This is a genomic window from Baekduia sp. Peel2402 (genome assembly GCF_052567285.1).
This window is the reverse complement of record NZ_CP199582.1, coordinates 3,115,128-3,129,033: the sequence shown is the minus strand read 5'-3', so window position 1 is coordinate 3,129,033 and position 13,906 is coordinate 3,115,128. Positions and strand designations below refer to the sequence as shown.

17 protein-coding genes are annotated in these 13,906 nt (G+C 69.9%); all 17 read left to right on the top strand.

Annotated elements, in window-relative coordinates; translation table 11 throughout:
- Positions 1 to 2 precede the first annotated feature (2 nt).
- Positions 3 to 518, top strand: a complete 516-nt coding sequence (locus tag ACT01A_RS15295) for a chemotaxis protein CheD (protein ID WP_445147950.1) — start codon at positions 3 to 5, stop codon at positions 516 to 518.
- Positions 515 to 1,492, top strand: coding sequence for a flagellar motor switch protein FliM (locus ACT01A_RS15290; protein WP_445147949.1), 978 nt, complete (start codon positions 515 to 517; stop codon positions 1,490 to 1,492). The genes ACT01A_RS15295 and ACT01A_RS15290 overlap by 4 nt, the downstream gene beginning before the upstream one ends.
- A complete protein-coding gene (locus tag ACT01A_RS15285) occupies positions 1,492 to 2,364 on the top strand; it encodes a FliM/FliN family flagellar motor switch protein (protein WP_445147948.1) in 873 nt (290 codons plus the stop codon). Before ACT01A_RS15290 ends, ACT01A_RS15285 begins: the two co-directional genes overlap by 1 nt.
- Entirely contained in the window at positions 2,364 to 2,723 is a 360-nt protein-coding gene (locus ACT01A_RS15280) for a response regulator (RefSeq protein WP_445147947.1), read from the top strand. The genes ACT01A_RS15285 and ACT01A_RS15280 overlap by 1 nt, the downstream gene beginning before the upstream one ends.
- A gap of 61 nt (positions 2,724 to 2,784) precedes the next feature.
- Positions 2,785 to 3,600, top strand: coding sequence for a motility protein A (locus tag ACT01A_RS15275; RefSeq protein ID WP_445147946.1), 816 nt, complete (start codon positions 2,785 to 2,787; stop codon positions 3,598 to 3,600).
- Positions 3,601 to 3,611: 11 nt separating this feature from the next.
- Complete coding sequence (locus tag ACT01A_RS15270) at positions 3,612 to 4,538, top strand: flagellar motor protein MotB (RefSeq protein WP_445147945.1); 927 nt, start codon at positions 3,612 to 3,614, stop codon at positions 4,536 to 4,538.
- An 8-nt stretch (positions 4,539 to 4,546) separates the two neighbouring features.
- Positions 4,547 to 4,999, top strand: coding sequence for a flagellar basal body-associated FliL family protein (locus tag ACT01A_RS15265; protein WP_445147944.1), 453 nt, complete (start codon positions 4,547 to 4,549; stop codon positions 4,997 to 4,999).
- A 37-nt stretch (positions 5,000 to 5,036) separates the two neighbouring features.
- Positions 5,037 to 5,414, top strand: a complete 378-nt coding sequence (gene fliN / locus ACT01A_RS15260) for a flagellar motor switch protein FliN (protein ID WP_445147943.1) — start codon at positions 5,037 to 5,039, stop codon at positions 5,412 to 5,414.
- 113 nt (positions 5,415 to 5,527) lie between these two features.
- Complete coding sequence (locus tag ACT01A_RS15255) at positions 5,528 to 6,121, top strand: FliO/MopB family protein (RefSeq protein WP_445147942.1); 594 nt, start codon at positions 5,528 to 5,530, stop codon at positions 6,119 to 6,121.
- The gene (fliP, locus tag ACT01A_RS15250) at positions 6,118 to 6,798 is read left to right on the top strand and encodes a flagellar type III secretion system pore protein FliP (protein ID WP_445147941.1); all 681 of its coding nucleotides are present in this window, start codon (positions 6,118 to 6,120) and stop codon (positions 6,796 to 6,798) included. Before ACT01A_RS15255 ends, fliP begins: the two co-directional genes overlap by 4 nt.
- Positions 6,798 to 7,067 (top strand): flagellar biosynthesis protein FliQ, encoded by a 270-nt coding sequence (gene fliQ / locus ACT01A_RS15245; protein ID WP_445147940.1) that lies wholly within the window; start codon positions 6,798 to 6,800, stop codon positions 7,065 to 7,067. The genes fliP and fliQ overlap by 1 nt, the downstream gene beginning before the upstream one ends.
- A complete protein-coding gene (locus tag ACT01A_RS15240) occupies positions 7,068 to 7,871 on the top strand; it encodes a flagellar biosynthetic protein FliR (protein WP_445147939.1) in 804 nt (267 codons plus the stop codon).
- Between the two features lie 14 nt (positions 7,872 to 7,885).
- Positions 7,886 to 8,956, top strand: coding sequence for a flagellar biosynthesis protein FlhB (gene flhB, locus ACT01A_RS15235; RefSeq protein ID WP_445147938.1), 1,071 nt, complete (start codon positions 7,886 to 7,888; stop codon positions 8,954 to 8,956).
- Between the two features lie 38 nt (positions 8,957 to 8,994).
- Positions 8,995 to 11,061, top strand: coding sequence for a flagellar biosynthesis protein FlhA (gene flhA, locus ACT01A_RS15230; RefSeq protein WP_445147937.1), 2,067 nt, complete (start codon positions 8,995 to 8,997; stop codon positions 11,059 to 11,061).
- Positions 11,061 to 12,812: a hypothetical protein gene (locus tag ACT01A_RS15225; RefSeq protein WP_445147936.1), complete on the top strand. Its 1,752-nt coding sequence runs from the start codon at positions 11,061 to 11,063 to the stop codon at positions 12,810 to 12,812. Before flhA ends, ACT01A_RS15225 begins: the two co-directional genes overlap by 1 nt.
- Positions 12,809 to 13,468 carry a PilZ domain-containing protein gene (locus tag ACT01A_RS15220; RefSeq protein WP_445147935.1) on the top strand — a complete coding sequence of 220 codons (660 nt, stop codon included), beginning with the start codon at positions 12,809 to 12,811 and terminating at the stop codon, positions 13,466 to 13,468. Before ACT01A_RS15225 ends, ACT01A_RS15220 begins: the two co-directional genes overlap by 4 nt.
- Positions 13,468 to 13,899, top strand: a complete 432-nt coding sequence (locus ACT01A_RS15215) for a hypothetical protein (RefSeq protein ID WP_445147934.1) — start codon at positions 13,468 to 13,470, stop codon at positions 13,897 to 13,899. The genes ACT01A_RS15220 and ACT01A_RS15215 overlap by 1 nt, the downstream gene beginning before the upstream one ends.
- Positions 13,900 to 13,906 lie beyond the last annotated feature (7 nt).

The following is a 13,906-nucleotide window of genomic DNA, read 5'->3' as shown; positions in this document are numbered from 1 at the left end:
CCATGGAGACCGTCGTCCGCATGGGCGAGGCGTCCGCCTCCAGCATCGCCGGGGACACCCTGGCGTGCATCGGCCTGGGGTCGTGCATCGGCCTGGCCCTCGTCGACCGCGCCAAGGGCGTGGCCGCGTTGGCCCATGTGATGCTGCCCGAGTCCTCCCAGCCTGATCCCCCGCAGCCCCACAAGTTCGCGGACCTCGCCGTCCCGGCGCTGATCGACATGATCATCGCCAAGGGCGCGTCCCGGATCCGCCTCGAGGCCTGCCTCGTGGGCGGCGCCGCGATGTTCCAGTTCGGCGGCAGCGGTCAGGACATCGGCCAGCGCAACGGGCAGGCCGTCACCAAGCTGCTCGGCGAGCACCGCATCCCGGTGCGCGCGACCGCGACCGGCGGCTCCAAGGGCCGCACGATCCGCGTCGCCGTCGGCAACGAGATCAGCATCACCGTCCGCGAGGCCGGCGGGTCCGAGGAGCATCTCCTCGGCAACGTGACGGCCGGAAAGGCTGCTCTAGTCGCATGAGTGGGTTCCTCGACGCCAACGAGATCGAAAAGCTCTTCGCTCGTGCGAGCGAGGGCAACATGCCGATGGAGTCGGAGGAGCGCCAGGGCCGCCGTGCCCGCTGGCTGCGCACCGTCGACTTCACGCGCCCGACGAAGTTCACGACCGACCAGGAGCGGCGGATCCGCCGCGCAATGGACACCTTCACCGAGCGCGCGACGACGCGCCTGGTCGCCGAGCACCGCACGGCGATCGAGATGGAGGTCATCGACGTCGGGCAGTTCACCTGGGCCAACGCGTTCGCGCAGGTCCCGGACCACTCGGCCTACATCCAGATCGACACCGCGCCGCACGAGGGCCGCATGCTCATGTGCGCCGAGCTGCCGGTCGTGCTGATCGCGCTGGAGCGGATGCTCGGCGGCCGTCCCGAGACGGCCTCGCGCGACCGCGAGCTGACCGACATCGACCTGATGGTCGTCCAGCGCCTGTTCACGACGATCGTCGAGGCGCTCTCATCGGTCTGGTTCGACGTGTCGGAGATGACGCTCGACATCGCGATGGTCGACACCCAGCCGGAGACCGTGCAGGTCGCGGCCGGCTCGGAGCCGACGCTCGCGCTGACGCTCGAGGCGCGCCTGGACGGGCTCTCGTCCACGATGGCGCTGCTGATCCCCTACGCGGCGATCGCGCCGGTCGCCTCGGCGTTCTCGCGCCACGACGAAGAGGTCAAGGTCCGCGACGAGGTCGTCGCGGCCGCCGTCAACGAGGGCCTCAGCCACGTCGAGGTCTCGATGCGCGCCGAGGTCGCCGATACGCAGCTGACGCTCGACGAGATCCTCAAGCTCCAGCCCGGCGATGTGATCAAGCTCGACGCCAACGCCGACACCGAGATCACGCTCTTCGCCGACCGCACCCCGGTCCACCGCGCCCGCGGCGGCCGCAGCGGCAAGCACCGCGCCGTGCAGATCCTCGGACCCGTGGAGATTCAGCCCTGATGAACGGCGAGCAGGCACTGCTGCGTCTTGGCGCTTCCACCTCGGAAGCGGTCCAGGGCGTGCTCCAGATGTTCAGCCCCGACGGCGTCAACCCGGGCTCGGTCCGGGTCGTCCCGCCGGACCAGTCGCCGTTCTCCGACGCGACGTTCCCGGCGATCGCGGCCGACGTCTCCTACGTCGACGGCGTCACCGGCGGCAACGTGATGGTCATCGGCCTGGAGGGCGCGCGGCGCCTGGCCGCGGCGATGATGGGCATGGATCCCATGACCGTCGAGGCTGGCGGCGAGCTGTCGGAGCTGGAGTTCAGCGCCGTCGGCGAGGCGATGAACCAGATGATGTCGGCCGCCGCGATGGCGACCTCCAAGGTGCTCGACGAAGAGGTCGAGATCGCGCCGCCGGACGTCCGCCAGCTCGACTCGCCCGACGCGGGCGGTGAGGGCTGGGAGCACCCCGGCCACGCGACCGCCGTCACCTTCACCTTCTGCGGGGCCCCCTGCCTGCTCGTGCAGCTGGTCCCCAACGCGTTCATCGTGCGCATGACGCGCGCGCTGGACGAGATGACCGAGAGCCACGACGACGCGCCGCTCGGCGACGCCCTGCGGGACATCAGCGTCCGCGTCTGGGCCGAGCTCGGGCGCACGCGGATGCCGTCGGGCCGGATCGTCGCGCTGCCAAGCGGCGCCGTGGTCGAGCTCGACCGCGCCGTCGAGGCGCCGATCGACCTCTACGCCGACGGGATGCGCTTTGCGACCGGCCGGCTGGTGGTCTCCGACGACGGCGGCCTCGCCGTTCGGATCGAGACCGTCCTCGGAGCGTCGTCCCCCACTTCCCCCACTCCCCCTGACCCCACCCCTATGGAGGTAGCAGTCTGATGGCTCGCGTGCTCGTCGTCGACGACGCAGCGTTCATGCGCAAGATGGTGACCGACGCCCTCAGCGGCGGCGGCCACGAGATCGTTGGCGAAGCCGCTAACGGCGCCGAGGCGGTGGCGCGCTTCCAGGAGCTGCGCCCCGACGTCATGACGCTCGACATCACCATGCCCGAGAAGGACGGCCTCGCCGCCCTCAAGGAGATCATCGCCGTCGATCCCGGCGCGAAGGTCGTCATGTGCTCGGCCCTGGGCCAGGAGTCCAAGGTCCTCGAGTCGATCAAGCTCGGCGCCAAGGACTTCGTCGTGAAGCCCTTCCAGGCCGACCGCGTCCTGTCCGCGATCGAGAAGGCGCTGGGCTAGTCCCAGCGCCAACACCTGGCTGAAGTCCGGTCTGCAGCGGCCGACCATCTAGAGAGAGATCATGAAGGCCGCTACCGCAATCGGAATCGGAATCGCCAGCGCCGCCATCATCATGGCGGGCATCATGGAGGGCGTCGCGCCCCCCATGCTGCTCAACATCAACGCGTTGATCATCGTGTTGGGTGGCACCGGCGGGGCGATCTTCGCGGGCGTGGGGATGAAGCGCTTCATGGCGATCCCCAAGCTGTACATGAAGGCGATCATGACCGAGCAGCCCGACATGGGCGCTCGGGTCAAGACCCTCGTCTCCTTCGCCGAGCGGGCCCGCAAGGACGGCCTGCTCGCGCTCGAGGAGGAGATCGAGGCGATCGACGAGCCGTTCATGCGCAAGGGCATGCAGCTGATCGTCGACGGCACCGACCCGGACCTCCTGCGGGACATCCTGGACTCCGAGATCGACGCGATGGCGGCACGCCACAAGATGGGCGCCGCGGTCTTCGAGAAGGCCGGCGGCGTGGCCCCGACCATCGGGGTGCTCGGCACCGTCGTCTCGCTGGTGCACGTGCTCTCCAACCTGAGCGCCCCTGAGACGCTCGGCCCGGCCATCTCCGGCGCGTTCATCGCCACGCTTTACGGCGTGGGCTCGGCGAACGTCGTCTACATGCCGGTCTGCTACTCGCTGCAGATGCTCAGCGCCAAGGAGGTCGCCGAGCGATCCCTCATCGTCGAGGGCATCCTCGCGATCCAGGCGGGCGACAACCCCCGCATGGTGCAGCAGAAGCTGTTGAGCTTCCTCGCCCCGGCCGAGCGTGACGCGGTCGAGAACGGTGGCGACGGCAAGGCCGACCTCAAGGCCGTCGACGCACAGGCCGCCTAAGAGGCCCGACGATGAGTGGGCACGGCGGCGGCAAGAAGAAACGTGGCGACGACCACGGCGAGCATCCAGACGAGCGCTGGCTGGTCACCTACGCGGACCTGATGACGCTGCTCGTGGCGTTGTTCATGGTCCTGTTCTCGATCTCCTCGGTCAACAAGTCCAAGCTGGAGTCGTTGCAGCACTCGCTGCAGGACGCCTTCTCGGGCAAGGTGCTGCCCGGCGGGCAGTCGATCAAGGAGGCCGGCGGCGTCCAGAACATCAAGACGCCGTCCGCCGCGCCCAAGGAATCGTCGCTTCAGCCCTACGTGGGCTCGCCGAAGAGCGACACCTCGGTCTCCAAGAACAAGACCGGCGCGGCCGGCAACGCCGAGGAGCAGTCGTTCGAGAAGCTCAAGAAGAAGCTCGACTCGGTCGCGACCGCCCAGGGGCTGTCGGGCAAGATCAAGGTGTCGGTCACCGACGACGGCCTGCTGATCCGCCTGCTCACCGACAAGCTGCTGTTCGACAGCGGCTCGGCGGTGCCGCGGCCGCCGTCGCTGCCGCTGCTCAAGGACGTCGCCGACTTGCTTGCGGTGACGGCCAAGGACCACCAGCTGATCATCTCGGGCAACACCGACAACCAGCCGATTGCCACCGGCCGGTTCGCCGACAACCTGGCGCTCTCGACCGAGCGTGCCAACTCGATCTTCCGGGCGTTCGCTCGCGACGGCATCTCGCCGCTGCGGATGACCGCCGCCGGACGCGGCGCCTACAGCCCGATCGCGGACAACAAGTCTGACGCCGGCCGGTCGATGAACCGGCGTGTGGAGATTCTCGTCCCGCGCCTGACCGCCGTCACCTCGACGGAGTCCAAGGCCACCGCGGCCAAGATCCCCTCGATCAAGCCGGACTTCAAGCAGTCCGTGACCTCCACGTCCTCGTCCTCCTCCTCGCACTAACTCCCGCCATGAAGAACATCAAGATCCTCATCCCCGTCCTCCTGCTGGTGGTCGGTGGCGTCTACAAGTTCGTGCTGGCGCCTGCGCCGGTCGTGCCCAAGAAGAAGATCGAGGGGTCGGTGTACATCATGCCCAAGGACTTCCTCATCAACCTGGCGAGCGGCAAGTTCGCCAAGCTCAACGCGGCGCTGGTGCTCAAGCACGGCTACCTCGAGGAGGCGGTCGCGGAGGCCAGCGGCGGCGGGCACGAGGCGACGACGCCCCCGGACGGCTACGGCACGCTGCCCCAGGAGGCCGCGATCCGCTCGATCATCACCGACACGCTCACGGACATCAACGCGAACCGCCTGGTCAAGGAGAAGTCGCGTCTGAAGCTCCAGGAGGCCGTGCTCAAGCGGATCCACCATGAGACCGACGTAGAGGCCGAGGACGTCCTGTTCACCGATCTGGCCGTCCAGTAGTCCCCGCACCCCGCACGGACGCGAAGGAGCACCTCTGATGACCGACGTGGAGTTCACCCCCCTTTCCGACGGCGACGGCCTGTCCGGCCTGCCCCTGGGCGAGGCTGACCTGTCGCGCTTGACGGACGTCACCGTGGAGCTGACCGTCGAGGTCGGCCGCACCCACATGTCGCTCGGCGAGACGATGTCGCTGGGCCAGGGCTCGGTCGTGACGCTGGACCGCCTGGCCGACAAGCCCGTCGACCTGCTCGTCAACGGGCGTCCGATCGCCCGCGGCGAGGTCGTGGTCATCGACGAGCAGTTCGGCCTGCGCATCACCGAGGTCAACGGCGCCGAGCGCAAGCCCGCCGGCGAGCCTGCGGCGTTCGAGCCGGCCGAGTTGCCCGCCGGCGAGCCGCCCGCGCTGGCCGCGTAGCGCCCCGGACGTTCGCAGTACGACGAACGTCCACGCACCACTCTCAAGTTCGTTGCGCACAGGCCGATTCATGGACTGGCTGGTCGTCCCTCCCGACCTACCGAGTCCCTCCTGTGAAGCCATTCCGTGCCCTCACGGCCGCCGTCGCGGCCGCACTCCTCTGCGTCCTCCTGGCGCCGACGACCTTCGCCCTCGCGGCGGGGACGTCGACCACGAGCGACCCCTACGGCGAGAAGACCGCGCTCAACCTTCCGGCTGACGGCGCGTCCTCCGCGTCTGACGCCCACGTGGGTGGCAGCGGCGGCGGTCTCGCGCGCACGTTCGTCGGCCTGGCCGTCGTCGTGGCTGTCATCTACGGCCTGACCTGGGTCCTGCGCCAGATGAAGAAGTCGTCCTCGGCGGACGGTCCCATGGGGACCGGCCTGTCGACCGAGGCGACGCTCCCGCTCGGCCCCAACCGCTCGGTGCACCTGATCCGCGCCGGCCGCGAGCTCGTGCTCGTCGGCTCCGCTGAGCACGGCATCGTCCCGATCCGGACCTACTCCGAGGACGAGGCGCTCGACCTCGGCCTGATCGAGCAGCCGCTGCTGCGCGTCGGCGACGTCGACGGCGACGCCCGCGAGCTGTCGTCCGGTGCGCCGTCCACGAAGGTCAAGCTGCTGATGGCCGGCACGCTGGACCGCCTCCGCGAGCGGACCGCGCGATGACCGCCGCGATCCTCGCCCAGGCCGCGCAGTCCGGCTCGGCCGTCTCGCAGGACGGCTCCAACGCCGTCCAGCTGCTGATCCTCGTCGGCGCGATCTCGCTGATCCCGGCGCTGCTGTTCTGCGTCACGGGCTTCACGCGGATCCTGATCGTCCTGGGCTTCATCCGCACCGGCCTCGGCACGCCGACCGCGCCGCCCAACCAGGTCCTCGCGGGCATCGCGATGTTCCTGACGCTCTTCGTGATGATGCCGACCTTCAAGGAGATCAAGTCCGAGGCGATCGACCCGCTGACCTCGCACAAGATCACCCAGAAGCAGGCCTTCGAGCGCGGTCAGAAGCCGCTGCGCGAGTTCATGTTCAAGCAGACCCGGACCAAGGACCTGGCGCTGTTCGTGAACCTCGCCAAGGAGAAGCGCCCCAAGACGCGCGCCGACGTCCCGACCTACGTCCTGATCCCGGCCTTCATCATCTCCGAGCTCAAGACGGCGTTCCAGATCGGCTTTTTGATCTTCCTGCCGTTCCTGGTGATCGACCTGGTGGTCAGCTCCACCCTCATGTCCATGGGCATGATGATGCTGCCGCCCGCGTTCATCAGCCTGCCCTTCAAGATCCTGCTGTTCGTCCTCGTGGACGGCTGGGACTTGGTCACCCGCTCGCTCGTGGAGTCGTTCCACTGATGGACACCGACGTCGTCATCTCGCTCGCGACCCAGGCCATGAGCCTGGCGCTGAAGATCTCGATCCCGCTGCTCGGCGTCGGCCTGGTCGTGGGCGTCCTGATCTCGATCATCCAGGCCGTCACCTCGATCCAGGAGCAGACGCTCTCCTTCATCCCGAAGGTGCTGGCGATGGCCGTCGTGCTGGTCGTCGGTGGGCCCTGGATGCTCAACCAGCTGCTGTCGTACACGACCGAGCTGTGGTCGTCGATCCCCAACATGGTCGGGTAGGTGGGCGGGCAGCTCCAACAGTCCGCGCAGACGCTGATCACCGAGTTCGGTGAGCAGCGGGTCCTCGCGTTCTTCCTGGTCCTGGCCCGGATCTCGCCGCTCTTCCTGCTGGCGCCGTTGTTCTCGTCCAAGCTCGTGCCGCCGCGCGTCAAGACGGTGCTGGCGCTGGGCCTGGCGATCGGCCTGTCGCCGGTCGTCTCGGGCGACATGCACCTGCCGACCGACGTGATGGACATCGGCGGCCTGCTCGCCAAGGAGCTGCTGGTCGGCTCGGCGTTCGCCTACACCTTGGCTGCGACCTTCGCGGCGTTGTCGGTCGCCGGCTCGTTCCTGGACACGACGGTCGGCTTTTCGTTCGGCTCGCTGGTCGACCCGGTCAACGGCAACAACTCGGCGATCCTCAGCATGATGTACTCGACGATCGGCTTGATGGTGTTCATCGCCATCGGCGGTGACGCGTGGGTCATCAAGGGCCTGGCCAAGACCTACGACGTGGTCGGGCTGCTCGAGTACCCGTCCATCAACCACGTCGTCGCCGGCGCCACCGAGTCCTTCACGGGGATCTTCACCTCCGCGCTACAGGTCGCCGGGCCGGTCCTGCTCGCCCTGATCCTGACCGACGCCGCGTTCGGCATGGTCACCCGCGTCGTCCCGACGCTCAACGCCTTTCAGGTCGCCGTGCCCGCCAAGGTCGTGCTCGGCCTGATGCTCATCGGTGCGACGATGCCGTTCGTCGCCAACTGGCTCGGCACCGAGCTTCAGACCGACGTCCGCATGGCCCTCGACACGCTTCGCGTCGGCTAGGGAGGTGATGGTCCGTGGCCGATCCTGACAAGACAGAGAAGGCGACACCCAAGCGCCGCGAGAAGGCGCGCGAGGAGGGCAACGTCGCCAAGTCCGCGGACCTCAGCGGCGCCACGGTCATGCTCGGCGGCCTGATCGCGCTGTCGCTCGCCGGGCCGATGATGGTCGCGCGGATGGCCGCCGGGATCCGCGACGCGCTCGCGCTGGGCGGCTCCACCGACCCGGTCACGCTCTCCACGATCAGCAACCTGATGATGCGCAGCGGCACGGACACCGCGATGGCGCTGGCGCCGGTCGTCGGCATCTGCGCGCTGACCGCGATCGTCGTCAACCTCGCCCAGGTCGGCCTCAAGCCCAAGAAGAAGGCGCTGAAGCCCAACTTCAAGCGCTTGAACCCGCAGCAGGGGATCAAGCGCATCCTCGGCAAGCAGGGCCTCGTCGAGCTGGTCAAGAACATCGTCAAGCTCGGCGTCGTCTGCTGGATCGTGCTCGGCGCGTTCCTGCCGCACATGACCGACTACGCCGCGATGGTCGGCGTCTCGCCGTTGCAGCTCGGCGGCGCGATCTTCTCGCTGATCAAGGGCATCGCCTTCCGCGCCGCCTTCGCCTACCTCTTCATCGGGGTCATCGACTACTTCTGGCAGCGCCACTCGCGCGAGAAGAGCCTCATGATGAAGAAGGAGGAGGTCAAGGAGGAAGGCAAGGGCCAGGACCTCCCCGCCGAGGTCAAGGGCGCCATCCGCCGCCGCCAGCGCGAGGCCGCGCGGGCGCGGATGATGCAGGACGTCCCGACCGCCGACGTCGTCGTCACCAACCCGACGCACTACTCCGTCGCGCTGAAGTACGACGGCAAGTCCACGGCCCCGATCGTGGTCGCCAAGGGCCAGGACCTGATCGCGCTGAAGATCCGCGAGATCGCCGCCGAGTCCGGCGTCCCGATCGTCCCGGACCCGCCGCTGGCTCGTTCGCTGACCAACACCGTCGAGGTCGGCCAGCAAATTCCCGAAGAGCTCTTCCAGGCGGTGGCGCAGATCCTCGCCTACGTCTACCGCGTCGCCGGCCGCCGCAAGCTCGCCTCCGCGTAAGCCGCTTCCCTCCCTCCACCGCAGATCCCCCGAGCGCCATGACCAACATGTTGAACAAGATGGGCAAGTACACCGACCTGATCGGCGCGGCTGTCGTCGTGCTGGTCGTCGTGATGCTCATCGTCCCGCTGCCGTCGTGGCTGCTGGACCTGATGATCACGCTGAACATCAGCTGCGCGCTGGCGATCGTGGTCGTGACGCTCTACGTCAAGAAGGCCGTGGAGTTCTCGGTCTTCCCGTCGCTGCTGCTGATCACGACGCTCTTCCGCTTGGCCATCAACATCTCGGTCACGCGCCTGGTGCTGCTGCACGGCGACGCCGGCCACGTCGTCGAGGCGTTCGGCAAGTTCGTCATCGGCGGCAACATCGTCGTCGGCCTCGTGATCTTCCTGATCCTCGTGATCATCCAGTTCATGGTCGTCACGGCCGGTGCCGGCCGTGTGGCCGAGGTCGGCGCGCGCTTCACCTTGGACGCCATGCCGGGCAAGCAGATGGCGATCGACGCCGACCTGAACGCCGGGCAGATCACCGAGGACGAGGCGCGCAAGCGCCGCAAGGAGATCGCGGAAGAGGCCGACTTCTACGGCGCGATGGACGGCGCCTCGAAGTTCGTCAAGGGCGACGCGATGGCCGGCGTGGTCATCACGCTGATCAACCTGATCGGCGGCATCGTCATCGGCGTGATGATGCAGAAGCGCGAGTTCGGCGACGCCGTCCAGCACTTCTCGCTGCTGTCCGTTGGCGACGGCCTCTGCGCGCAGATTCCGGCGCTGCTGATCTCGGTCGCCACGGGCATCATCGTCACCCGCTCAGGCGACGACAAGGACCTCGGCAACCAGGTCGTCGGCCAGATCTCCAAGCAGCATCGCGCCCCGATGGTCGCGGGCGTCGTGATCTGCTTCTTCGCCCTGATCCCGGGCCTGCCGAAGATCCCGTTCCTGGTCATCGGCGGCCTGTTCATCTACGCCGGGCGCCGGCTGACCAAGACCGCCGCCACGGAGCTCGCGGCCGCCGAGGCCGCCAAGGTCGACGCCGCGGCGCTGCCCGCCGCGCCGGTCGCCCCGCGCGACCAGGTCGCCGAGGCGCTCAACCTCGACCCGCTGGAGCTGTGCATCGGCTTTGGGCTGGTGCCGCTGGTCGACGGGTCCGCTGGCGGGTCGCTGCTTCAGCGCGTCTCCGCGGTGCGCCGCCAGATCGCGGCCGAGGTCGGGACGATCATCCCGTCGGTCCGCATCCACGACGAGCTCGGGCTGCAGAGCCACGAGTACAGCGTCAAGGTCCGCGGCACCGAGGTCACGCGCGGCCAGATCATGGCCGGCCACCAGCTCGCGCTCGATCCGGGCGACGCGTTTGGCACCCTCGACGGCATCCCCACGACCGACCCGGCTTACGGCATGGCCGCGGTCTGGATCACGGACGCCCAGCGCGCGGAGGCCGAGGCGCTTGGGTACACCGTGGTCGACGCCGAAAGCGTCGTCGTCACGCACCTGACCGAGACGATCCGGCGCCACACCGCCGACCTGCTCACCCGTCAGGACGTGCGCATGCTGATCGAGTCGCTCAAGGAGCACAACCAGGCCGTCGTCGAAGAGGTCATCCCGGACCTCCTGTCCGTCGGCGAGCTGCAGCGCGTCTTGCAAGCTTTGTTGCGCGAGGGCGTGTCGATCCGCGACCTCGGCGCGATCGTCGAGGCGTCGGGCGACCGTGCCCGCGTCACGCGCGATCCGGAGCTGCTGGCCGAGTACGCACGCCAGGCGCTGGGCCGCACGATCGTCTCCCCGTACCTGGACGCGGAGCGCACGCTGCGCGCCATCACGCTGGACCCGACGCTGGAGCAGGAGGTGTCTGACTCGATCGCGCAGACGCCCGATGGCGAGTACCTGGCGATGGATCCCTCCCGCGCGCAGGCTTTGGTGCACCAGTTGTCGAACCATGTCGAGCAGGCCGTCTCGCGCGGCCGTCGTCCGGTGCTGATCTGCTCGTCGCGCGTGCGGCGGCACCTCCGGCGTCTGTGCGAGCAGGCTCTGCCGCAGCTCTCGGTGTGCGCCTATAACGAGATCGCACCCGGGATCGGCGTGGAGACGATCGGAGTCGTGAACGCCTGATGGCACCACAGGACCAGCAGCAGACATACACGTATCGGGGACGCTCGCTCGAGGAGCTCGTTCCGCGCATCCGCCAGGAGCTGGGCGACGACGCGGTCATCGTGTCGCGGAGGGAGACGACCAGCGGCGGCGTCGGCGGCTTCTTCGCCAAGCGTGAGATCGAGGTCGAGGTGCGCCCCGGCGACGCGGTCGCGCCGGACATCGCCGCGCGCTTCGCCGAGCAGCTGGCGGAGGCGCAGGAGCGCCAGGGGTTGGCCGGAGGGGCCGACCTGCTGGACGCGCCGGGCGTCCGTCCCGCGACCGCGCCGGAGATCGACGCGTTGCCCGGCTCGACCAACGTGACCGTGGACGACCTGTTCCCGGCCGAGCCGCCGGCGCAGGCCTCCAACCTGGCCGCGATGTTCAACGCCGGCCTGCCGCCGGTGCAAGAGCCGCCCGTCGTGGAGCCGCCCGCGCCCGTCGCGGAGGAGCCGCCGCGCGTCGAGCCCTCGCACGCCGAGGTCATCGACGACGACGAGTGGGAGGTGGTCTACGGCGACGAGGAGGACGACGACGAGCTCGAGCCGCTCCCGGCCGCCGTCGAGGAGGACCAGGAGACCGGTCACTTCGACTACCTCGGCACCGCCGGCCTCTCGCCCGCCGCCGAGGACTCCCACACGCCGACCACCGCCGCCCCGCTGCCGACGCCCGGCGTCGCCGCGCCGCCCAGCGGCGCGACGCCGCCGGCGATCGAGCCCTTCGCGCCCGCCGCCGAGGCCATCGAGCCGCCGTCCGCCGAGCAGCCGCTCGTCGTGCCGGTTGGCGACGCGCCTGCGCCGATCGCGCCGGCCGAGCCGGAGCCCGTCGCCGAGACGCCCTTCTTCGCGCCCCCCGCGCCGCCTGTGCCCGAGGCGCCGGCGCCCGTCGAGACGCCCGCCGAGGCGATCGCCGAAGTGGCTGCCTCGGTGCCGGATCCGATCGTCGTCCCGGCGCCCGTGGTCGCTCCGGCCGCGCTGCCTCCGGCGGCGCTGCTGGCCGCCGAGCGGTTGGTCGCGCGCGGTCTGCGCACGGGCCTGGCCGACGCGATCGCCGAGGAGGCGATGGGCGGCTTGGCTCCGCTCATGCCCGACGTCGATCCCAAGGAGCTGGTCGTCGACGCCCTTGCGCGCCGGATCCCGACGGCGCCGTTGCGCCGCGGGCCGGGCGTGGTCGGGTTCGTCGGACCGGGTGGCGCGGGCAAGACGCGCTGCGTCGCCCGTCTGGCCGCAGCGCACGCCCGCCACGGCCTGATGCCCGTCTCCGTCCTCGCCCTGCGCTCGCCGGACGGCGGCGCGGAGCTGCGACGCCTGCTGGCGCCGTACGGCGTCGACCTCAACGCGGTCGAGAGCGGCGCGGAGGGCGCCGCCCGGATCGCCGCGCTGCGGGCCGACCACCTCGTGATCATCGACACGCCCGGCGTCTCGCCGCGCTCGACCGGCGAGCTGCACGCGCTCGGCACCGAGCTCGACGCGCTCGCGCCCGACGAGCTGCACCTCGCGGTCCCGGCCACGATCGGTCCGGCAGCCGCACAAGAGCTGGTCGGCGGCGTCCGCGAGCTGGGCGTCGGCGCGCTGGTCCTCACCCACACCGACGAGACCGAGATGCTCGGCACGGGCATCGGCCTGGCCGTCGACTCCGGTCTGCCGCTGTCCTTCCTGGCCCGCGGCCAGGCCGTCGAGGCGGGCCTCAAGCCCGCGTCGGCCACCGACCTCGCGCGCGACCTGGTCCCATGAACCGGCTGCTGCCCGACATCGGCGACGAGCTCCTGCTCTCGGTCCCCCAGACCGAGCAGGTCCTCGTACGCGTTACGAACGCCGGGCCCGGATTCTTCGACCTCGACCTGCTCGAGCTGCCCGCCACCCCGCAGCCGCAGCTGGAGCGCTCGGCGTTGATGATCGAGTTCATCAACGACGACGGCATCGCCCGCATGCACGGCCGTCTCGACGTGCCCGCCTACCGGCGCGGCGCCGCGCGCGGCCACGGCGCGGGCATGCGCCAGGAGAACACCGTCCGCTTCGCGCACCGCGGCAGCCCGCAGCTGCTCAAGCGCCGCGAGTACGTGCGTGCGACGGTGGACCTGCCCCTCACGCTCCTCGGCGCGCACGCCGATGACGATCCTGTGAGCACCCAGGCCCACGCGATCGACCTCTCCGGCGGCGGCATGCTCGTCGACGGCCTTCCCGCCTGCCCGAAGCGCGACGAGCTGATCTCGTTCGTGCTCGCCGTCGGCGACGGCGGCGAGCCCATCGAGGGCCGCGGCCGCGTCGTGCGCCTGGAGACCGCCAAGCGCGCGGGCCTCCAGTTCACCGACCTGGCGCGGACCGACCAGATCCGCTTGATGCACCTCGCCTTCGAGATGTCCCGCGAGCAGCGCCGGAGGTTTGCCTGATGGCTGCTGACGCCCAGGCGCCGACCGAGGTCCTCGTCCCCGAGGAGGCCGCGCCGATCGCGGCCGGCGACGGCATCCGCCTGTCCGCTCACCCGCGCGCGCGGCGCCACATCGCGATCGCCAAGGGCTGGGGCGGCCTGATCGCCTTCCTGCTCGTCCTCAAGCTCTCCCGCGGCACCGGCCTCCCGTGGCCGGACGCGCTCGAGCGCGCCCTGGTCGGCGGCATCGTCGGCTACCTGGCGCTGTGGATGATCGCCCAGACGGTCTGGCGCCACATCGCGCTCGCCGAGCTTGAAGACCTCCGCAAGCGGCTCGTCGCCAAAGCGCAGGAGCAGCAGTCCGAACGCGAGCGGCTGATCGCCGCGGCGGAGGCCGAGAGGGCCGCCGCCCAAGCGCGTGCGCAAGCGGCTGCGGCCGCACCGACCCCCTAGAGAGGAG